Origin of the sequence: Dyadobacter sp. CECT 9275, assembly GCF_907164905.1 — a bacterium.
Classification (GTDB): domain Bacteria; phylum Bacteroidota; class Bacteroidia; order Cytophagales; family Spirosomataceae; genus Dyadobacter; species Dyadobacter helix.
Genome location: NZ_CAJRAF010000002.1, coordinates 1135118 through 1154986, shown reverse-complemented (window position 1 = coordinate 1154986; position 19869 = coordinate 1135118). Strand labels below are relative to the sequence as shown.

The following is a 19869-nucleotide window of genomic DNA, read 5'->3' as shown; positions in this document are numbered from 1 at the left end:
AAATTATCAATCGTTAACTAATGATCCATATACAATGAAAAATGTATTAGTTGTCTTGTTTCTTCTGACAGGCCTTTGGGCTTGTGGCGAAAAGCAGGAGCGGAAAGAACAGGAACCAGCCCATCAAGAGGGGGAGCAACACGAGGGGGAAGAGAATATCGTTAAGCTGACCCAAGCGCAATATGAAACTGCCGCCGTCGAACTAGGCAAAGCCAGTACCCGTAATTTAAGCGATGTAGTCACTGCCAATGGTGTGATTGATATCCCGCCGCAAAACCTGGTGAGCATATCAGCACCACTGGGCGGTTTTGTTAGAAGAACAGAGCTGTTGCAGGGTATGCAGGTAAAGAAAGGGCAAATACTGGCCATAATCGAAAACCCTGATTTTATTCAGATCCAGCAAGATTTCCTGGAAACGGAAAGTAAGTTAGAATATGCCCAGCAAGAGTACAGCCGTCAGCTGGAATTAAGCAAAGAAAATATCAATGCCCAAAAAGTATTACAGCAAGCAACCTCGGAGGTAAAGGCCCAGAAAGCGCGGTTAGCAGGGTTAAGGGAAAGGCTTATTACAGCCGGTATAAACCTGAATACGTTAGAAAAGGGCACAATTGTCAACAGCGCCGTAATACGCTCGCCCATCAGCGGATCTGTCACGACGGTCAATGTCAACCTTGGAAAATATGTAAACCCGACCGATGTGATGTTTGAAATTGTTGATACTGACCACTTACATGTCGAGCTTTCCATTTTTGAGCAGGATATCCCCAAAATCAAGCTGGGCCAATTGGTGCGCTTCACAGTCAGTAACAACCCCGGCAAGGAATACCTGGCCAAAGTGTATTTGATCAATCAAAAGATCAATGAAGACCGGACAGTGCGCGTGCATTGCCACCTTGAAAAAGACGACAGGGGCCTTTTGCCACAGAATTTTGTGAAGGCTGTGATCGAAATTGGCGCAAATCCTGTAACTGCGCTCCCGAGCCCGGCCATTGTCGATTTTGAAGGGACTTCTTATATCTTCATACAACGCCCGGAAACTGCTCACGCTGACAGTACCTCACAAGAAGAAGAGTCTGAGGGAACGGCCTTTGAGATGGTCCCAGTAACGAAAGGGATGTCAGAAAATGGGTATACACAAGTCAAATTTTCACAGGATTTTAATGTCCAAAATGCAAAGATTGTCCTTAAAGGGGCTTATGCAATGCTATCAAAACTTAAAAATTCCGAGGAAGAAGAAGGCCATTAACTTATGAACCAGATTATCCTTGGCAGTGTCGCACTTAGCCTGATCCATGCGCTGATCCCCAGCCATTGGCTGCCTTTCGTCACGATTGGCAGGTCTATGGGTTGGAGCAGGCGTCAAGTTTTAAATACCACATTTTTGGCCGGTGCGGCGCATACATTAAGTACCACCATATTTGGTTTGATGGTCAGCTTTGCCGGTTTTCAGCTTTCAGAAAATCAAAGCATCATTGCCAGCAAGATTGTACCCCTGTTCTTACTGCTACTGGGGACCTGGTTTGTCATGCAGTATTACCGCCATCAGGCACATAGCCATATCGATGAAAAATTATTGAAATATGGCAGCAACCGCAGGATACTGTTATCGCTGATGCTGATGATGTTTCTCTCACCCTGCTTTGAGATCAATGCCTATTTCTTGAATGCCGGGGCTATCGGATGGTACGCAGTTATGACAATCGTAGTGATTTATAACGTGCTGACCTTATCAGGCATGATGCTGATGGTAAACCTTGGAAGCAAAGGCATCAAAAGCATTAATATCCATTGGCTGGAACACTATGAGCAGCTCATAACCGGGCTTACACTCATTGGCCTGGCCATGTTAAACTTTATAGTAGAAATTTAAAAAAGGTTATATCATGGAAAAAAACCAAACTAATAAGCCTGGGCAGCAGGAGCCAGTCGATACCGAATTGGCTAAAAAACAGCGTCATGAAGGCCATGATCACGCCGAAGGTGAAGATCATGATAATGAAGAAGAAGATGATGATCACGACCACAGTGAAGGGGATGGACACGACCATAGCGGAGGAACAGGAAGCGCAAGCCTGATCAAAAGCCGGTGGGCGTTATGGCTGAGCCTTGTAATTCTGCTGGGTTTTCTGCTGGTAAACAAAGTGCTTGACATCCCCGTTGCAAAACCAGTCGAAATTGGGCTGATGGTTATTGCCTATGTGCTGGCAGGCCACAAGACCATACAAATAGCATTCAGAAGGGTCATCCGAGGGGATTTTTTCAACGAGTTTACCCTGATGACAACAGCGACGTTAGGGGCATTTTATATTGGAGAATTTGCAGAAGGCGTTGCAGTAATGATCTTTTACGAATTAGGCGAGCTCTTTCAGGATCTGGCTGTCAACCGCTCGAAACGTTCAATTAAAGCGCTGCTGGACGTTCGGCCCGATAAAGTGACCGTTAAACGCGATGGGGGCAACAAGGTCATCAACCCCTCAGATGCTGCCATCGGGGATATCATCATGGTTAAGCCAGGTGAGAAAGTAGCCCTGGACAGTGAACTGCTGACGGAATCAGCCAGTTTTAACACCGCCGCATTAACAGGCGAGTCTAAGCCGGATACAAAAGAAAAAGGAAGCCCGGTCCTTGCCGGGATGATCAACCTGGACAGGGCAATCGAATTGAAAGTAACGACTGCTTTTAAAGATTCGAAACTTTCCAGGATACTGGAAATGGTGCAGGAAGCTACTGCCAGAAAAGCACCAACCCAGCTTTTTATCAGCAAGTTCGCCAAAACCTACACACCCATTGTATTCTTTCTGGCACTGGCCATTATCATTATCCCATACTTCTTTGTAGAAGATTATGTATTCAACCAATGGCTCTACCGCGGGATGGTTTTTCTGGTTATTTCCTGCCCATGTGCACTGACGATCTCTATTCCCCTGGGTTACTTTGGTGGTATTGGCCTGGCTTCGCGTAACGGGATACTGTTTAAAGGGTCGAACTTCCTGGATGTGATGACCAAGGTGGACACTGTTGTCATGGACAAGACAGGTACCCTTACCAAAGGTGTATTTAAAGTGCAGCAGGTTGAGACCAGCCTGGATAAGGAAGAATTCCTTCATCTGACATCATCGCTGGAAAGTGCTTCCACGCACCCGGTGGCACGGGCTGTTATCGAATACCAGCAAGGTAAGAAAATAGAAGATCCTACGGATGTAGAAGAGATATCAGGTCATGGCCTGAAAGGCAGGGTTGCAGGTAAAGAGCTGCTTGCCGGTAATTTAAAATTACTGGATAAATTTTACATCTCTTACCCCGATGAAATCAAGCAGATCCAGGAAACAATTGTCGTCGTAGCCGTTGATGGCAAATATGCAGGTTACATTACCATTTCCGATGAGATCAAAGAGGATGCGGCCCAGGCTATCAAGGATATGCATGCCCTGGGCATCAAGACTGTAATGCTCTCGGGGGATAAGAATGCAGTTGCCCAGAAAGTGGCAAAAGGGCTGGGCATCGATGAAGCTTATGGGGATTTGTTACCCGAAGGCAAGGTTGAAAAAGTGCAGGCTTTCAAAGATGCCGGTAAGCGTTTGGCCTTTGTGGGGGATGGTGTCAATGACGCCCCGGTCGTAGCGCTGGCTGATGCGGGCATTGCAATGGGCGGGCTCGGCTCTGATGCGACCATCGAGACAGCGGATGTAGTTATACAGAATGACCAGCCATCCAGAATTGTTTCAGCCATACGGGCAGGAAAGATCACCCGTTCGATTGTCTGGCAAAATATCATCCTGGCTATGTCGGTGAAAGCAATCGTCCTTCTTCTGGGAGCTGGCGGGATTGCAACCTTGTGGGAGGCAGTTTTTGCTGATGTTGGTGTTGCGCTACTGGCAATCTTGAATGCTTTCCGCATTCAGGGTAAGAAGATATAACAGTATCTTTTACAATACAGAACCTCCAGGCTACACCCGGAGGTTTTTTTTATGCCCCAATATTTGCATTGATAAAATTTAAACTACCTTTATATTAATTTTAGGTCTATCTAAAACTTTGTTAAGAACAATCTAAATGAATAAACGGTTACTTATTCTTACAATCATTTTTGAAGCCGTCTTAATCGTATCCTGTGAGCGGATTACACCCAAGGTGCCAGCTGACGATCAGATTCTGGATGGGCCTATTGAAGGGCTTTCGCCAGCCGAGAAAACGCGGTTTCTAGCCGGTGATGCTGCTTTCAATGATGAGATCTTTACCCGTGAAACTGGTTTGGGTTCCGTCTTTGTAGCGACCAGTTGCGGAAGCTGTCATGCAGGTGATGGTAAGGGGACATTGTTCACGTCGTTGACCAGGTTTGGTCAAACCGATGCGACCGGCAATAAATTTCTTCATCTGGGTGGCCCTCAGTTACAAAACAGGGCTTTGCCCGGATATGTACCTGAAACTATCCCGGCAGGCGCTACATTTTCCCGCTTTACACCGCCTTCCAATACGAGGTTCTTCTTACAAATAGCCGGAAAACGGCGTTAGTAAACTATGTATTTAGTTTTGGCTTTCTCAAAGGCCGTAAGCCATTGACTCCAAGATCCGGGTTTGTGTTGAAGGAGTATTTTCCCAACCGGTTGATATGGGCAAATGGAGCAGGAGAGATAAATTCAAAGTCATTTTCATCTATCGGATATCCTTCCTGGTGTAATTCTTTGATAATTTCTTGTATATAAACCGTGTTCCATACCAGGACAATATTGGTGATCAGGTTCAAGCTCCTGACCACTTTTTGCTGTTGTTCTTCTTGTTTTCTGCGTACAATCCCATCGCCGCCAAACCAAAGATAAAGTCTTAGGTTGTGCAGCTGCTCTCCTTTGATCAGCTGTGTGTTGATCTTTCTACGTAAAGGCATGCTAAGCAGGTATTTAAGGATAAAAATGGTTTTTACCAGCTGGCCATAAGCCTGCAAAACATACATCAGGTTATTTTGGCGCGGGTACGATTGAAGCTTAGAGATTAGCAATGAAGCGGTTACACGCCCTGATTTAATGGAAGCTGCGACTTTGAGAAGTTCGTCAAAATGTTGTTTGAGATAATCAGGATTAACACGACCGGTGAATTTCAAAGCAGGGTATTCCCATTCCCGATCCTTGATTTTACACAGCCGCTGATCTTTTATGTCCCGGATCCTTGGACAAAAATCCATACCCAGCAGATCAAACAGCGCAAAGATTAGGTCCGAATATCCTGACGTATCGGTTGTATGTTCGAGTATTGTCAAATCGGTTTCATTGCCTATAATTTCATCAAGTACGTAAGTGGCGTCCCTTTCGGTGGACGAAATGCTCCGGCTGCCATACTGGCTATATTGATCCGAGGTATGTGTATAAAAGGTAATTCCCTTACCGTAACCAAAATAATTGGGGAGCGCCTTCGCATTCCGGATTTTCCCGCTGGTCGGGAACCGCTGCCCGTCCGAGGATGAAAGTGTGCCCCCGCCCCAATAGCCGCTCAACCATTGTTGATAATGAAAGTTAACAAGTGCATCGTTGGCTTTTTTAAGATTCTCTTCTGAGAGATAGTTATTGCTTGTCCACCAAAGCGTTTGATAATCAATCTCACAAGACCTAGCCAAATCCGACAGAGGAATATTACATCCGGATGCAAAAACAGCCGCATATAAAATAGACTGGTGTTCCTGGTTACGCGGTTCATTTTCCAATCCATGAAGATGTTCGGAAAAATTTATCCATGCATCCACTTCTTTAATTATATCTGTGATGTTGACTTTCGGGAGCCGTTGATTGATTTGTTCCCGGAGTGCTTTTGCTGAAAAGGGTACATCTTCTGCCGGCAATGCAGGCACTACCAGGATGCCTTCTTCAAGCCGGATCTCTCCACCCGCATTCAAGAGCTCATCCAGCGGTTTCAACAGTGATTCCAGCTCTTGCAAGCGCTGGTCGATACGCTCGGTGGGAAGAGTTGGCATTGACATTTGATTGCAAAAATCCTGTCGTAGCAGTTCCCACTGCACATTTGAAAGAAGCAACGAGTTAAAGTCGGCATATTTTCGGGAGATATTGATAAATACATCGCCCGCACGGAGCCGGTCCCGCAAGTTGGCCAGGGCACATAATTCGTAAGGTTGGCGTTGTGGAAGGGCTTCCGGCTGTTGCTGATCGTTTTCAAAAATCAGTTTGTTCCAGGAAGGCGTTATAAAATCAATCGGCGCGTCATCAGGCAGTTTTCTTCTTTTGCCCGTTTGCAACCCGGTCAAAATATCAAGCACACCCAGAAAGCCATCTTTGGAATGGGCAATTTGAAAGTCAATGGTTTTAAGAAGGTTAGGGGTGAATTGTTTTAAGGTTGTATAGTAGTTGTTCAGATAGTATAAGTAAGTTTGCCTGGCTGGGCGAAGAGCAGCCCCGGTTACCAGTAATGCCTCCCTGAGCATTTCCTTTGGATATATTTCAAAAATACAGGTACGGAGCTGATCGTCTGTAATGGTGTCATTGATGATAATACTAACAGTCTGGGACAGGGTTTTCATCGCCTCGTTCTGTGATTTGAACAAGGTCTGCTGATATGTGTCGAGTTGCTTTTTTGATCCGTTGACAATGTGCTCCCAATAATCATCAAACATTTCCAACACCTTGTCATTGGTATCTATCAGGCTCTCATACAGGAAGCAAATTAAAATCGGGTACCGCCTTGTAGCGTTCATCCGCTGTAGATACTTGTTAGAAACATTCCTGGCTATTTGGGCCAGCCTTTTTCTGCGGTTTAGGCTTATTACCGATAAGTCCCATTCATGGACGTTTAATGATTTTAAAAAATTGATCTTTTCCAACGTCTGGTTAATAGCCCTGGGCGTATTGCTGGTGGGGACTTGGCAAAGCCAACGGTGCAAAGTGATGCCGCCGGTATCGTCCAATTCGACTATTTGCGTCAGCCTGGCCTTCATTTCCTCGGTCAGCAGCAAACTAAGCCTTCGATAGGTTTCCTGGTGCAGCTGTTCATCCAGGCTACCAACAATCCTTTCCAATGTCCCAATAGACGGCCTCATAATTTTTTCCTGCCCCAGTTTTAAACACACTTGCCTGAGCAATATCGGCTGGTTGTCATGTTCCATCCCCTTATCGAGCAGCCAGGGCAAAAGCCAGATTTCATCCAGGGGCTGCCACCGGCGGAATTTCAAATATTTTAAGATTACATTTAAATGCTCCGTTCTGGTCTTATCCCGTTGCCCGTATATTAATAACAGTTCAATATCAGAATCCAGTTGCCTACTTACCATGGCAGCTACATTTGCCGGGATCTGCTGCTGCCATTTGTCTGGAAGAAAACCCATGAACCGGACAATCCCAATCTGGAGTGCGATCGCTAGCCGGTTGTGCTCCCCTCTGAACGATTTAAGAAAAATATTGTCCTGCCGCGTGATTTGGAAAAATTGCATCAGGTCATATTCTGATATTTCTGTCGGGACCTTTTCGTAACGTTCACGCTGGGATTGGTTCAAAAATCGTGATGCCATATGAAAATGGGGCTATCAAAAAGGGTATCAAAATTCACCCCGTCTGCAATAGGTTTAAAGCCTGTTTTTAAGCGTTAAAAAGTATATTTGTAAAGGAGTTCCTTTTTGATAAGCAATTAAATGAAAAAACAGAACAATCGGGCCAAACGGGTAGCACTATATGCCAGAGTATCTACTCTGGATAAAGGGCAGGATCCACAGACCCAGCTGGACCAGTTACGGGACTACGCCCAAAGACGAAACTTTGAAGTCATGGGAGAATTTATAGACTACGCTTCCGGAACAACCCAAGACAGGGTCCAGTATAAATTGATGATGGAAGCGGCCAGAAAGAGAAAGCTGGATGTAGTCCTGGTTTGGCGGTATGACCGCTTTGCCCGCTCAACCCAGGCACTGGTCAATGCCATGAAGGAATTTCAGAGTATGGGAATAGATTTTATCTCCTATCAGGAAAATATTGATACCACCACGCCGACTGGTGAGCTGATATTTCATGTGATGGCTTCTCTGGCCCAATTTGAGAGCTCACTGATCAGCCAAAGGGTTAAAGCCGGTATGGCAAGGGCAAAAGCACAAGGAAAACGTATTTCACGGCCAACTATATCAATGGATCGACAGAATGAAATTTTTGATTTGCAAAAGCAAGGATTATCAATGAACAAGATTTCTAAACAACTAGGAATAGCTTATGGAACAGTTTACAACTACCTATCCAAAGCGAAGGATACTCTTTAACCGCGTTAATTTAGCATCAATGATGATCTTGGCTTTTCTAAATCTCCTCATAAAAAGTTAACAGATTGCGATGGTGGTCTAGTGCCGGAAATTCCCGGTCTCCCCATGGCTGCTCTTGTACAACAGTGTCAGTATCATAAATTACACCTTGCTTTTTATATTCTTCGTACAACTCATCAATACCCTGGACTTCAATCCGGCAACTGGCCGTGCCTGCCAGAAAGCTTTCAGCCCCACTGCAAATTGGATCTGCTACCAGGGATAAGCCTTTATTCTTCCAGCTTTCATCCGAAGATGCCCACAAGTGGATTTCAATTTCGTCCCGGACTACTTTTGCAAAGCCATCGTCATAATAAGGTGCTGTAAAACCTAACTTTTCAGAATAGAATTTAACGGATTCGTCAATGTTTTTAACAGGAAGAGCTGGGATCGTTTTCTTCATTTTCATAGATACTGATATCATTTAGTTCAAGCACAGCACGACTTATTCAATTGTATCGGGGGACATTTTTGGGTTCCATAAGTGCAAAAAACACAGCAGTCACCGGAAGCAGGCTTTAACAATGTTTTGCAATTTGTACACTCGTAAAAGTACATACATGCATCAACAGGCATTGTTTCCAAGCGTCGGGTGCCGCAATGCGGACAAGTAAGTATGGATTCCAATATTAAATTCATAACTGCTTAGTTTGTTTCAACAACTTTATAACCAGTAGCGTCGACTGCCTTTTTAATTTCTGCCAGTGACGTTTTCGTACTATCATATCTAACGGTTGCATTGCCATTCTTATACGAGACCTGAACCTGCCGTATGCCTTTTAACTTATTAACTTCCTGTTTAACATGATGTTCACACCCTTCACAGGTCATTCCCTTAATTTTTATATAGGCTGTTTGGTCTGTTTTGGAAACCGGTTGTTGTGCTTCCTGCTTTTGCTGATAGGCCAGTCCTGAATAACTTGGGACGGCAATCAGAAGTACTGCTGCAAGGGTTACCAGGCTTAAAAACTTTTTGGTTTGCATAAATGGTTTGTTTTCAGGTCCACAATTACATGAGTCTTCGGAAGCGGGTTTTAACTGCTGATACCATGCAAAACCCAAAATCAATACGGTTCCAGCAATAAAATAAGGACGTGCAGGCGCAATCCAATCAAAAGTGGTTGCCAAGCTGCTTGTCCCGGCCACCATGGCCAATAATGGTGTGATACAGCAAACAGAACTTGCCAATGCAGTTAGTATGCTGGCATTAGCGGTGATTTTGGACGCTTTCATAAGGCTACACTTTCTTGACTGGGGATATCAACAAATAGTTGACCGATGATACTGGCCTGATCAGGTATGATCGAATAAAAGATAGTTTGTCCAGTTTTTCTGGTACGTACTAAACTGGCATCTTTCAGTTTTCGCAGGTGCTGAGAAATAGCAGGGACGGTCATTTGCAAAATATCACTCAAATCGCAAGGACAAAGCTCGTTCTGTTGCTGGATAAGATAAAGTATTTTAAGCCGGGCCTCATTTCCAGCAAGCGCATAAACCTGCGCTAACCTGGTAAAAGCGTCTTCATTTTCGTCTAAGGTTTCCTTGCATAGTTGGATCTGCTCTTGATCCGCGAACAAACGGATGCAGCTACTAATTTGATCTGACTCTTTTTCTACATCTTCCATATCTGCCACTAATATTTGGGCAAATATAACAGTATTTAAGTATTTGCTTAAATACTTTTGAAGATTAAAAACTATGTGCAGATAGTCAAACAGAGTAAACTAACTCATTGGCGGCCGCCGCTGCGGTTGGGGCCGGGTTGGCGGACCAGAAGAACCCTATTTCAAAGCAACTGGAAATTGCGTATAGAACAGTGTATAAATTATGCCTCAAAACTAAAAGCGTAGTTTACTAACGCCGTTTTCCGGACATTTGTAAGAAAAACCTCATATTTTCGTGCGGCAGGTGATTGTGACCATAATGCTATGAATGAATAGAGCCTACACTGCCTGGCCTTGTGGTTGCCGGCCTATTTCGAGCGCTTTGGGGAAAAGGATGTTGTTTTCCAGGTGAATGTGGTTGAACAGATCATTTTCAAATTCTTTCAGTTTTTCAAACAGGTAAGTATAAGAATTGCATGCTCCTTGCGGCAAATGGTAATTGCTGCTGATTTCGCGAATCCGTTTCAGGTCATCCCCGGCCGAGGCGTGCTCGGCCTCCATCAACCCGACAACCAGATTCAGGTCTGGTGCGTCCTGCGCATACTCGTTGCTTGCCGTGTTTGCGATTTGTTTAATTGCTGGAAATACGATGCCTTCTTCTTTTTCCAGATGGCTGTACAAGTCCGAAAGCAATTGCTGTACCTGTTCGGACAGCGCTAATAACTCCGGGTGCCGGTCAGCATGACGGCTCGCTACCTTGCTGGCTAGCCCTTCAATAATTGGGCCGTTTTCGAGGATATAACGATGATGTACGTTGACAATGTAGTCGATCAGAAAGCCCGGCTGCCATGCTGCAAAGTTCAGAGGCTGCTGGGCTGCTGGCAATGTGGCGGCCGCAATAAGGGTTTCTTCCAGTTGCTCAGGCGTTACGCCTGCATGCCGCAGCGCATCTTTTAGTTTCCGTTTTCCACCACAGCAAAAATCAATGCCCAACTTTCTGAAAGCATCCGCCATGCGGATGTCTTTGGAGGCGATTTGCCCGACTGTTTCTTCTTTATCCTCCATTGCCCTTTTCGCAATTTTCACTTGCCAGTTTTCGGGGCCTTCTTGCAAATATTTCCAGGTGAAAGTGTCCCCCCTCTCACCAAGCAATTGATAATATAGTGGCTTTGGGTCATGATCATTAAAAATAATTAATTCCCGTCCTGGAAGTAGCTCGTCAAAATGCTTGAAGATTGTAGCATGTCTGAGACGGGGTTCGATCAGCGTGACATTGATAGCAGGTATGGTTTCCATAAGGTGGTTGTTTTGAAAATGAAAATTTGGAACTAAGGAGAAGGGATTGTAGATCCCTGAATAATGATTTACAGGTCCTTATTATTAAAGCGGATTGTGGATAGGCCGAGTGGGACCACTGTCCAGACAAGCATTATGATCAAAGCGATGAGCATACCGCTGCCGGTCCCAAAAAACTGGCGGAATATAGCCCCGGTATATCCCATCATCGCCGAGACATCGATATGCAGCAGGATCAGCACTCGGCTAAGGTCAATAGGGTTCAGCGCCGTGAGCGCAACCATTCCTTTCTCGATTGGGTACTCCGAGAACTGGAACAGGAAGAAGAGCACCAGGATATCGAAAAGCATGGCAAAATAAAGCCAGAGCATAATAGCGGCACCAATCCCTTTGGCTTTGTCACGAATCCTGACGGAGGCCAAAAAGGAAATCGCCACAAAAATGAAGGAAAGCAAGATGCCCGTCGCGATCATGATGAGCCCGGTGGCAGACATGGCATATATTAAAATAGCGAAGCCGGCTCCTGCGAGAAACGATAAGCTCAAAGATATGGCAAGACCAGCGAACATACTTAGCCAAATGGTTTTGCGCGGCAAAGGCTGGCTAACGAGTAGCTCGATAAATTCACCGCTATTATATATGTAAATGGTTGAAAATATGATGCTTACTAGTGGAACGATAAACAAAATGATGTTCAAAAGACTTAATATGCCTTTGGATGGGTTGTCCTCAATGGCAAATACTGAAAACGAGATGGCAAGCAGCACTAACGTGTAGGCGATCATGATCCGGCTGCGAAGGATATCGGCAATTATATATTTGATCATCTTTTTCATACGCCATTCATTTTACTGCGGTTAGTATTGCGGTGTGTCCTTTGGCAGCTTGCAGGTCTTGTTGCCTGATCATGGCGGCGATCGCACGGGCCAATTTGCCTTCTCCGGTCTGTTTTTGAAGCTGTTGAATACTATTATGGAACCTGAGGCTTCCATCCTGCATGTAGACGGCTTCGGTGATCAGCTCGTCGAGCTCGCTTAATATATGGGAAGTGATGATTATCAACTTGTTCTTCTTTTTTTCGGCCAGTATTTTTTCCCGAAGGATCTCTGATGACACAGGATCCAGGCCGGCCGACGGCTCATCAAGGATCAACGCCTTCGAGCTGAACATAAAGGCCAGGCAGGCGCTCACTTTCTGCCGGGTTCCCCCAGAAAGTGTTCCCATTCGTTTGTCGAGCAGAGCCCTAATGTTAAACGCTTCGAAGAGCTCATGATCGATCTGGCTGTCCGGCAATTTGCGGATATCCTTCATCATGTCGAGCACCTGTCCTATGCTCATATTTTCGGGATAGCGGCCGATTTGAGGCATGTAACCGATGTGGTTCCGGTAGAGCCAGTCACTGGCGATGTCTTTTCCTTCAAAACTGATACTGCCGGTGTCGGGGTGCACCATTCCCAGAATGGATTTAATAATCGTTGTCTTACCGCTGCCGTTAGGACCGATAAGTGCGATGCACTGCCCTTGGCCGCAATCAAAGGATACATTGTTGAGCACTTTAAACTTGCCAAATTGCTTGGAAATGTTTTGTATGGATATCATAATCTCACAGGTTTCATTGCCGGCAGCGTGTCTTTGAGTTGTTCGGGGGTGATGCCTGGGACCATTTTTTCGGTGCGGTCTAAAAGGCTCACCATAAAGCTGCGGAACAGGATCATCGCAGCTGGAAAACGCTCGACAATCATCGAGTACAGGCTCACCGGCCGGTAGGGCACGTCCCCAACGCCATCTTTGTTTAAATCATAACCTTCATATTTGTCCCAGTAGTTTTTATCGAATGTATTCAGCACCAGGGAGCTGTTGGTGGCCACATCGAAGGTGTTGCCTTGGAAGTTGTTGGCTTCTACCTGGTTTTCCATACAACTTGCCTGAATTTTTAATGCCCAACCGTTGGACCGAAATTCATTCTTTTTAATTTGTATACGGGAGGCACCCTCCATGAAAATACCGGTCGTGTTCCCTGAAAAACGGTTGTTCTCAATTTGACTGTCTGAAATCTCTTTCAGCAGGATGCCATAGGCCGAGTCGCCCCAGTTGTCCTTGAAAGTATTGTTTTGCATGTGCACATGATGGGTGTACATAACTGCCACTCCGGCACCGTTGCTGCTGAAAGTGTTGAAAGTATAGGTGTTGTGATGGGCGAACATAAAGTGTAACCCATAACGCAGATTTTCGTGGCTCACATTACGGTACACCCGCGTGTTGGTGGTAAATTCCAGATAAATGCCGTCGCGGTGCCCCTGGGCCCGGTTTCCGGAGATGGTCAGGCTATCGCTTTTCCAGCAGTGTATGCCGTTTCCGATCAGGTGCTCAGCCTTGCCATAAGCCAGCAGGCGGTTGTCTTCGATCACGCAGTGTTTGGACTGCTGCAAATAGATGCCGAAAAAATTGCCGTCCAGTAGGTTATTCCTTACGGTAACATGATGCGTATTGTAAACCCTGATTCCGGCGATATCCTGCATGGAGGATTGCCCGGAAGACTTTATATGGAAGCCATCGACGACAACATGGGGGGACCTGACCGAAAGGACCTCGTATTTGTTTACGCCATCCAGTACTGGCTTATCGATTCCCTTGAAAACCAGCGGCTTGTCGATCACAATGTTGCCTTCCCTATAAACCCCTTTGTAGACAAGAATGGTATCGCCTGCGGCAGACATGCGGATCGCCTCTTTAATGTTTATAACACCAAATTGCCGGCCCACACGGATTGTTTTCGACCAGGCGTGTAGTACTGAACCGTTCCAGACAAGCAACATCAAGGCAGCGCTGATCTTATTGAGCTTACTCATGAGGATAGGGTTTCATTTTAGCAGCATATCCCATTCGACCAAGGTGCCCGAAAACTGCTTTTGGGCTTCGGCAAGGGAGGAGGGGGTTTCAAATGCTGCGCAGTTACCTCCCATCGGGCTTCTGAGCTGCTCACTATGCAGCAAAGACATCTCGGTGGCAGGCCTAAGCTCTTCTGTTTTAAAATCGGACAGGTAGAAGACTTCCACAGCAGCCTTATCGAAATCCCCTTCGGAGACAAATGAGGTCATGCATTTAATATCGTCAAACTTGTATGCCCTGCCTTTTTTTGAAATCATCTCACAGCCAAACCTCAGGTCGCTAATCGTCATTTTGCAATGGCTGCACGCATCTGTCCCACGCTTAATAGGCTGCGGCCCGGAAGGGCCGCAGGCCTGTGTGGTAATCAGGCCTGCGGGCAGGATGAGCAGCTTAAGAACAAACAGCTTTTTGCCCAGGGTTTGCTTCGTTTTTCTGCTAGCAAGCCATTCGCGCAGCATGCAACCAGCCGCCACTACTCCCGTAAGTATAAAAAGCCAGCCGCCGGTTGCGGGTATGCTATAAGCACCAAAGTTCAGAAGCTGTTTGAAGCCGACAAGTGGTGGTTGGTAAGACATGCCAGGCACTATGATTGCAGCGTCAGGATTCAAATTATGTCCATAGTCGTATTCCCATTTCCAGAAGTCGACCATAGCCACAATGCCGAACAATGCGAACAGCCCGATAGCAAAATAACCGCCCGAGCGCTTGCCCCAGATACCCACTCCAATGAAAAGCAGTGCAAAGAATACGATCAAAGACGGAAGGACCGAAAATTCGATAAAGTCACTGGTGTGCAAGGTCTTCATGCCAATGTAATGGTTTAAGCCATTGATGATATCGACATTACCTGCCAGTTTATCGCTGTAAATCAGCAACTCTAGTCCCTCAGGATATTGAGGTGCACTCAGCTCGATCCGCCATATCGGAAAGTAATTGACCAGCAACAAGGCAATCCCCGAGATGATCAGCAGGATTCTGTGTATAGCAAGCATCTGCGGTTTTTTCATGGGATCCTCAGTTATTCAGCAGGTAGGTTAGTGCCTGTATTTCCTACAAGGGCAACTTTGCTGGCTGCGCCAGAGACGCGGACGTAGCCTGACATCTCCTGGTGTAACGCGCTGCAAAAGTCCGTACAGTAGATCGGAAAGATACCCACGCGGTCAGGAACCCATTTCAGGGTTTGAGTTTCACCTGGCATCACGAGCAGCTCCCCATTGTTGGCGCCTTTGACAGCAAATCCGTGCGGTACGTCCCAGTCTTGTTCCAGGTTGGTCAGGTGGAAATAGACCTGGTCCCCGAGCTTGACGCCCTCGATGTTATCAGGTGTAAGGTGCGAGCGTATTGCTGTCATGTACACATGAACCTTGTTTCCTTCCCGGACAACTTTGGTCTGGGCCTCGCCTTTCGAAACGTACGGGTGCTTGTTGGCCTCCAGTTTGAATGTTTTCAACGACTGTTCTTTAACTTTATCCGCCCTGATTGCCTGTGCATAGTGAGGCTCTCCAATGGTTGGGAAATCGAGTATCAGCTGCATTTTGTCGCCAGAAATATCGAAGAGCTGTGCGCTCTGGGCGAGCTCCGGGCCGGTAGGTAGAAAACGGTCTTTGGTTATCTTGTTATATGAAATCACATACTTGCCGTCGGGTTTCTTCGAGTCGCCTCCGGGAACCATCAAGTGGCCGGGAGAATAGAATGTAGGCTGGCGGTCGATGACTTTAAGGTCCTTGATGTTCCACTTCACAATTTCGGATGAAACAAACATCGTCGTAATGGCATTTCCCCGTCCATCAAATTCGGTGTGCAACGGACCGAGCCCAGGTTTTTGAACCTCGCCATAGAGTGCAGCTTCATACTTAATGACCGGAATGCCATTATAGGCCCCTTCAAACGATTTGTTTTCGATCGCCTTGATCATCTTGGAAAACGAAAAAACCGGGATCAGGGCAGCGAGCTTTCCGCTGCTGACCATATACTCTCCTGTCGGATCAACATCGATGCCATGCGGAGATTTAGGGCATGGGATGAAGTAGCACAGGTCTTTGAGCTCCTTTGAATTGAGCACTATAACTTCGTTTTTCAGCTCAGAAACGGAAGTGTGGCTTTCCTCACTGTACTTATTGTGCGCATACCTGACCTTTACTTTTTTCCCTTTTCCGGCCTTCAAATACTCTTCAGCTTTTTTCCAGTTCACTGCCATGATAAAGTCCTTGTCATTTTTGGAGGCGTTAACCTCAAGCAGCGTATTGGCTTGTTCGGTGTTGTAACAAGAGAAGAAAAACCAGCCATGCGAAGGGCCTTTTCCCGCCCGGCTTAAATCGAAATTGACACCGGGGGTTTCGATCTGAAAAGCGATATCCATGTTGCCGTCTTTCTGATTGACGCTCACGAAGCTGAGAGTACCCTTGAAGTTCTTTTTGTAGGTATTAATAGGCACGTCTCCATCAGACTCATCCATTGGTACGCTAAAACGAGTCCCCGCCACCACATATTCCGTGTTTTCTGTAATGAACGGCGAGGAGTGGTTACCGCCGCTGTTGGGTAGTTCCAGGATCTCGGCGGTACGGAATGTTTTCAAATCGATTCTTGCCAGCCGGGGGGTGTTATTTCCATTGACAAACACCCAGCGTCCATCATTTTCGCCGTTTGTCTTCGAAAGCTGCACATGGTGCAGATCGTCCCAGGGCACACTACCGTGCGAAGTATTGAGCATTGGCTTGGTCTCTTCGCTGAACCCCCAACCTTTTTCGGGATCCATGGAAAATACAGGTATCACGCGCAGTAACCGGCCGGATGGAATCCCGTATACGGAAAGTTGCCCGCTGAAACCACCGGAAACAAAGTTATAGAATTCGTCATATTTGCCTGGCGCAACGTAGGTTTTGGCGGCGGCATCGCCCCCAATCGCCGTGTCTGCACTTTTGGGTTTGCACGAGGAGATTGTGCCCAGGGTGGCCGCTGCACAAACTGCGCCTAGGATGTACTTAGTTGTCTTCATAAAATTTTGATTTGAGAGAATAGGGTAGATTACTTCACACCATCATTCTGGCGCATAAATTCAAGGATGTGCCGGGCATCATCGTCGGACAAGCTCTGATTGGGCATCCTTACCAGACAGATTTCAAGCTGCGACTGCAACTCCGGGTCTTTGTCGATCATTGCGTCGGGATTGGTAATAAAATTCATAATCCACTCCGGCTTACGCCTGGTAGTTACACCTTTCCAACCTGGACCGACAAGCTTCTCGTCTGTCAATTTGTGGCAGCTCGAACATTTCAAATCAAAGACAGACTTCCCGTTTTTAGCCATTGCGTCGTCCAATTTGGCCGGTAATTCTACTTTGTCGAATTTGCCTTGTCCCCTTTGCGGGTCATAGTCCTCAATTTTGGGCTTATTCTCGCTTGCAGTTGTGTCGCTGCCGTTTTCCGACTTTTGACCACAGCCATAAAGCAATAGGGCGCTGATCAAAATGTTAATTGTTGTCTTCATTTTTGTGTAGAATTAATGTGTAGTATTTTTTTGAGTAAAAATTGGTACCATTGCTTCTTCCGTTGGTTACAAATGTAGGAATGAGGGTATGTCCACTTTATGCGTGGACGCATAAACCACAGCCAAATGCCCTGAAAAAGGAAGCGGAGTGGCAATTGATTGAACTTTGTGCCGGCAAGTTGTTTGTAATCAGCGAGTTGGGCAAAAAATGAACTTTATCATCATTAGAGATGTGATGTGGTCATAATTCCCCGAAATGCCATTATTTATCTTGGTTGAAATATGAACCGACAATGATAGAACCAGAACTCTTGATTGGCGCCGGCGCGACGGTAAAAAAGGTAAAGGCAACGGAGGTAATCTTTCAAGAAGGGGAGCCCGCGGCTTTTTACTTTCAGTTACTGGAAGGATCCGTCTCTTGGTCAAATTTCCACCATGATGGGAAAGAAACGTTGCAAGCGCTAGCAGGGCCCGGGGAGTGTTTTGGCGAGCTGCCGGTTTTTGACCGGCAGCCGTATGCTTGTTCCGCTGTCGCCGAAACCGACTGCTTGGTTATTAAACTGGGAATCGATCCATTTCATAGACTTTTACAGGAGCATCCGGAAATCAGTATGATGTTCAACCAAATGCTATCGCAAAAACTACGATTTAAGCTATTCCTGGTTAAACAGCTGGCATCCCACTCGCCGGAGCAGACTGTATGGGAACTTTACAAGTACTTGCAGCGGAACACGAATAATGTTTGCCATAACTGTGGCAAGGTTTTGCTGACAAGACAACAGATTGCAAACCTGACAGGAATGCGTGTTGAAACTGTGATCCGTGCTACCAAGAGCCTGGAAATGCGCGGGAGCGTCCGCATTGCCAAGGGCAAGGTTTTCCTCAAGTCGCTTGATCGCTTGCAGGGGATGCAGACAATCATCGAATAGCCAGTTTTTGTTTTATGTTCTTCCAGCGAATGACAATTAGATCCTGGGCAATGATTTCGGTTGCCAACCTCTTTATCGTAGCCTGCCTGGGGCTGCTGATGCGGTTGAAGATATTGCTGCCGTTTCCATGGGTCGAGCAGCGATTTGTGCTTCATGCCCATTCCCATTTTGCATTCTCCGGATGGTTAACGCAGGTATTAATGCTCGCTATCGCAGCAGTCATCAGCAGTGCAAAGCCCGGTGAGAATTTGCCGACAAAATATTCGTCGCTCCTGGCATTTAACCTTGTTTGCTCATACGGGATGTTAGTCAGCTTCCTTTTTCAAGGGTATGGCGCTGTTTCGATTGCTTTTTCGAGCCTTTCGATACTGGTAGGGATCGTTTTCTTGTATTTTTTCCAAACCGACACAAGCAATCAATTTCGTGATGCACCCTGGAGAAAATGGTTTTTAGCTGCTTTGTTTTTTAACGTGTTATCAAGTCTTGGCACATTCTCACTCGCGTACGTGATGGCTTCCAAGATGGGCAATGCTCCACTAAAATTGGCTTCTATCTATTTTTTTCTTCACTTTCAGTATAACGGCTGGTTTTCTTTTGCCTCTTTGGGATTGTTGCAGCAGTGGCTACATCGTAAAAGAATCATCCAGGTAAGAAACGACGTTTTTCTCTATCTTTTCACTATCTGTTGTGTGCTGACCTACTTCCTGTCCATTAACGAGATGCTACGTCCGCTTGGCCTACAAATTCTGACGATTTTGGCCAGTGTCATTCAACTGGCTACATGGTGCTGGCTGCTTAGAACAATCTGGCGAAATACCTCTCAAATCACATCCGGTCAACCAAACGTAATAAAGTTGATGCTTCTTTTAGCAGCAATCGCAGCGACAATCAAATTTGGCTTGCAGGCAGCATCCTCCGTTCCCGTCCTAGCCCATTTTGCATTCGGCGTTCGCCCTATCATCATCGCCTACCTGCATTTGGTCTTGCTGGCCATGATAACATTGTTTGTCTTGGCCTGGTTAAGTATGACCCAGATATTGCCTCAGAACAAATTAGCTGCGGCAGGCCTTTATATTTTTGTTGCCGGAATTTTTTTAAATGAGTCTTTCTTATTGTTTCAGGGCTTCAATACAGTTTTTCAAATTGCATTTGCTGGTGCATCCGTTCTTTTGGCCGGCGCAGCCCTGCTCATGGCATGTGGGATCGGAATTGCTCTCTGGGGCTATTTGCGGCGGGAGCCGTCTTTTCCTGCTTGCGACCATTGAACTTAAAGTGCCCTAGAGGTTTGCTTGATTATAATGGGAGCTGTATAAAGTCTCTGTCAATTTATAGGCCGAATCCGAAAGTGGTGTTAACATAGCGGATGTAATACTGTCTTTCATATACA

19 protein-coding genes are annotated in these 19869 nt (G+C 46.1%); 7 read left to right on the top strand and 12 right to left on the bottom strand.

All coding sequences use genetic code 11. The annotated features are described in order from the left end of the window. Positions 1-34 precede the first annotated feature (34 nt). The 4 genes from KOE27_RS12790 to KOE27_RS12775 all read left to right on the top strand — a co-directional run bounded on the left by KOE27_RS12790 (position 35) and on the right by KOE27_RS12775 (position 4512). Positions 35-1246, top strand: coding sequence for an efflux RND transporter periplasmic adaptor subunit (locus tag KOE27_RS12790; RefSeq protein WP_215239253.1), 1212 nt, complete (start codon positions 35-37; stop codon positions 1244-1246). A 3-nt stretch (positions 1247-1249) separates the two neighbouring features. Continuing rightward, positions 1250-1870 carry a hypothetical protein gene (locus KOE27_RS12785; protein WP_215239252.1) on the top strand — a complete coding sequence of 207 codons (621 nt, stop codon included), beginning with the start codon at positions 1250-1252 and terminating at the stop codon, positions 1868-1870. A gap of 13 nt (positions 1871-1883) precedes the next feature. After that, on the top strand, positions 1884-3917 hold the full coding sequence (locus tag KOE27_RS12780) for a heavy metal translocating P-type ATPase (RefSeq protein WP_215239251.1): 2034 nt from the start codon (positions 1884-1886) through the stop codon (positions 3915-3917). A gap of 136 nt (positions 3918-4053) precedes the next feature. Next, complete coding sequence (locus KOE27_RS12775) at positions 4054-4512, top strand: di-heme oxidoredictase family protein (protein ID WP_215239250.1); 459 nt, start codon at positions 4054-4056, stop codon at positions 4510-4512. Between the two features lie 4 nt (positions 4513-4516). Here KOE27_RS12775 and KOE27_RS12770 read toward each other — a convergent pair whose 3' ends face one another. Next, positions 4517-7504, bottom strand: a complete 2988-nt coding sequence (locus tag KOE27_RS12770; protein ID WP_138279465.1) for a Tn3 family transposase — start codon at positions 7502-7504, stop codon at positions 4517-4519. 120 nt (positions 7505-7624) lie between these two features. On the opposite strand from KOE27_RS12770, the gene KOE27_RS12765 reads away from it, so the two are divergent. Then, complete coding sequence (locus KOE27_RS12765) at positions 7625-8239, top strand: recombinase family protein (RefSeq protein ID WP_019991099.1); 615 nt, start codon at positions 7625-7627, stop codon at positions 8237-8239. 37 nt (positions 8240-8276) lie between these two features. On the opposite strand, the gene KOE27_RS12760 is transcribed toward KOE27_RS12765, so the two are convergent. From KOE27_RS12760 to KOE27_RS12715, 11 genes are all read right to left on the bottom strand, one after another. After that, a complete protein-coding gene (locus KOE27_RS12760; RefSeq protein WP_229252761.1) occupies positions 8277-8681 on the bottom strand; it encodes a bleomycin resistance protein in 405 nt (134 codons plus the stop codon). Between the two features lie 26 nt (positions 8682-8707). Continuing rightward, positions 8708-8917: a GDCCVxC domain-containing (seleno)protein gene (locus KOE27_RS29635; RefSeq protein WP_083940642.1), complete on the bottom strand. Its 210-nt coding sequence runs from the start codon at positions 8915-8917 to the stop codon at positions 8708-8710. Between the two features lie 6 nt (positions 8918-8923). Further along, a complete protein-coding gene (gene merTP, locus KOE27_RS12755; RefSeq protein ID WP_207509718.1) occupies positions 8924-9511 on the bottom strand; it encodes a mercuric transport protein MerTP in 588 nt (195 codons plus the stop codon). Beyond that, complete coding sequence (locus tag KOE27_RS12750) at positions 9508-9903, bottom strand: ArsR/SmtB family transcription factor (protein ID WP_019991102.1); 396 nt, start codon at positions 9901-9903, stop codon at positions 9508-9510. The genes merTP and KOE27_RS12750 overlap by 4 nt, the downstream gene beginning before the upstream one ends. A gap of 318 nt (positions 9904-10221) precedes the next feature. Then, positions 10222-11178 carry an iron-sulfur cluster repair di-iron protein gene (ric, locus tag KOE27_RS12745; protein WP_215239249.1) on the bottom strand — a complete coding sequence of 319 codons (957 nt, stop codon included), beginning with the start codon at positions 11176-11178 and terminating at the stop codon, positions 10222-10224. A gap of 68 nt (positions 11179-11246) precedes the next feature. After that, positions 11247-12005 carry an ABC transporter permease subunit gene (locus KOE27_RS12740; protein ID WP_310590065.1) on the bottom strand — a complete coding sequence of 253 codons (759 nt, stop codon included), beginning with the start codon at positions 12003-12005 and terminating at the stop codon, positions 11247-11249. A 16-nt stretch (positions 12006-12021) separates the two neighbouring features. Further along, positions 12022-12777, bottom strand: a complete 756-nt coding sequence (locus KOE27_RS12735) for an ABC transporter ATP-binding protein (RefSeq protein WP_215239247.1) — start codon at positions 12775-12777, stop codon at positions 12022-12024. Then, positions 12774-14027: a nitrous oxide reductase family maturation protein NosD gene (locus KOE27_RS12730; RefSeq protein WP_229252760.1), complete on the bottom strand. Its 1254-nt coding sequence runs from the start codon at positions 14025-14027 to the stop codon at positions 12774-12776. The genes KOE27_RS12735 and KOE27_RS12730 overlap by 4 nt, the downstream gene beginning before the upstream one ends. 12 nt (positions 14028-14039) lie before the next feature. Beyond that, entirely contained in the window at positions 14040-15074 is a 1035-nt protein-coding gene (locus KOE27_RS12725) for a nitrous oxide reductase accessory protein NosL (RefSeq protein WP_215239246.1), read from the bottom strand. Between the two features lie 11 nt (positions 15075-15085). After that, positions 15086-17062, bottom strand: a complete 1977-nt coding sequence (gene nosZ, locus KOE27_RS12720) for a Sec-dependent nitrous-oxide reductase (RefSeq protein WP_215239245.1) — start codon at positions 17060-17062, stop codon at positions 15086-15088. A gap of 29 nt (positions 17063-17091) precedes the next feature. Continuing rightward, the gene (locus tag KOE27_RS12715; RefSeq protein ID WP_215239244.1) at positions 17092-17553 is read right to left on the bottom strand and encodes a c-type cytochrome; all 462 of its coding nucleotides are present in this window, start codon (positions 17551-17553) and stop codon (positions 17092-17094) included. A gap of 293 nt (positions 17554-17846) precedes the next feature. Between KOE27_RS12715 and KOE27_RS12710 the strand changes: the two genes are divergently transcribed. Further along, positions 17847-18482 carry a Crp/Fnr family transcriptional regulator gene (locus tag KOE27_RS12710; RefSeq protein WP_215239243.1) on the top strand — a complete coding sequence of 212 codons (636 nt, stop codon included), beginning with the start codon at positions 17847-17849 and terminating at the stop codon, positions 18480-18482. A 29-nt stretch (positions 18483-18511) separates the two neighbouring features. Beyond that, entirely contained in the window at positions 18512-19747 is a 1236-nt protein-coding gene (locus KOE27_RS12705; RefSeq protein ID WP_215239242.1) for a hypothetical protein, read from the top strand. Positions 19748-19869: the final 122 nt, after the last annotated feature.

Bases quoted from the DNA above. Each gene is read 5' to 3' on its own strand.
- KOE27_RS12730 (WP_229252760.1), bottom strand. From the start codon at position 14,027: ATGAGTAAGCTCAATAAGATCAGCGCTGCCTTGATGTTGCTTGTCTGG.
- KOE27_RS12725 (WP_215239246.1), bottom strand. From the start codon at position 15,074: ATGAAAAAACCGCAGATGCTTGCTATACACAGAATCCTGCTGATCATC.
- KOE27_RS12780 (WP_215239251.1), top strand. From the start codon at position 1,884: ATGGAAAAAAACCAAACTAATAAGCCTGGGCAGCAGGAGCCAGTCGAT.
- KOE27_RS12710 (WP_215239243.1), top strand. From the start codon at position 17,847: ATGATAGAACCAGAACTCTTGATTGGCGCCGGCGCGACGGTAAAAAAG.
- KOE27_RS12750 (WP_019991102.1), bottom strand. From the start codon at position 9,903: ATGGAAGATGTAGAAAAAGAGTCAGATCAAATTAGTAGCTGCATCCGT.
- KOE27_RS12775 (WP_215239250.1), top strand. From the start codon at position 4,054: ATGAATAAACGGTTACTTATTCTTACAATCATTTTTGAAGCCGTCTTA.
- KOE27_RS12705 (WP_215239242.1), top strand. From the start codon at position 18,512: ATGACAATTAGATCCTGGGCAATGATTTCGGTTGCCAACCTCTTTATC.
- KOE27_RS12790 (WP_215239253.1), top strand. From the start codon at position 35: ATGAAAAATGTATTAGTTGTCTTGTTTCTTCTGACAGGCCTTTGGGCT.
- KOE27_RS12740 (WP_310590065.1), bottom strand. From the start codon at position 12,005: ATGATCAAATATATAATTGCCGATATCCTTCGCAGCCGGATCATGATC.
- nosZ (WP_215239245.1), bottom strand. From the start codon at position 17,062: ATGAAGACAACTAAGTACATCCTAGGCGCAGTTTGTGCAGCGGCCACC.
- KOE27_RS12765 (WP_019991099.1), top strand. From the start codon at position 7,625: ATGAAAAAACAGAACAATCGGGCCAAACGGGTAGCACTATATGCCAGA.
- ric (WP_215239249.1), bottom strand. From the start codon at position 11,178: ATGGAAACCATACCTGCTATCAATGTCACGCTGATCGAACCCCGTCTC.
- merTP (WP_207509718.1), bottom strand. From the start codon at position 9,511: ATGAAAGCGTCCAAAATCACCGCTAATGCCAGCATACTAACTGCATTG.
- KOE27_RS29635 (WP_083940642.1), bottom strand. From the start codon at position 8,917: ATGAATTTAATATTGGAATCCATACTTACTTGTCCGCATTGCGGCACC.
- KOE27_RS12770 (WP_138279465.1), bottom strand. From the start codon at position 7,504: ATGGCATCACGATTTTTGAACCAATCCCAGCGTGAACGTTACGAAAAG.
- KOE27_RS12715 (WP_215239244.1), bottom strand. From the start codon at position 17,553: ATGAAGACAACAATTAACATTTTGATCAGCGCCCTATTGCTTTATGGC.
- KOE27_RS12760 (WP_229252761.1), bottom strand. From the start codon at position 8,681: ATGAAGAAAACGATCCCAGCTCTTCCTGTTAAAAACATTGACGAATCC.
- KOE27_RS12735 (WP_215239247.1), bottom strand. From the start codon at position 12,777: ATGATATCCATACAAAACATTTCCAAGCAATTTGGCAAGTTTAAAGTG.
- KOE27_RS12785 (WP_215239252.1), top strand. From the start codon at position 1,250: ATGAACCAGATTATCCTTGGCAGTGTCGCACTTAGCCTGATCCATGCG.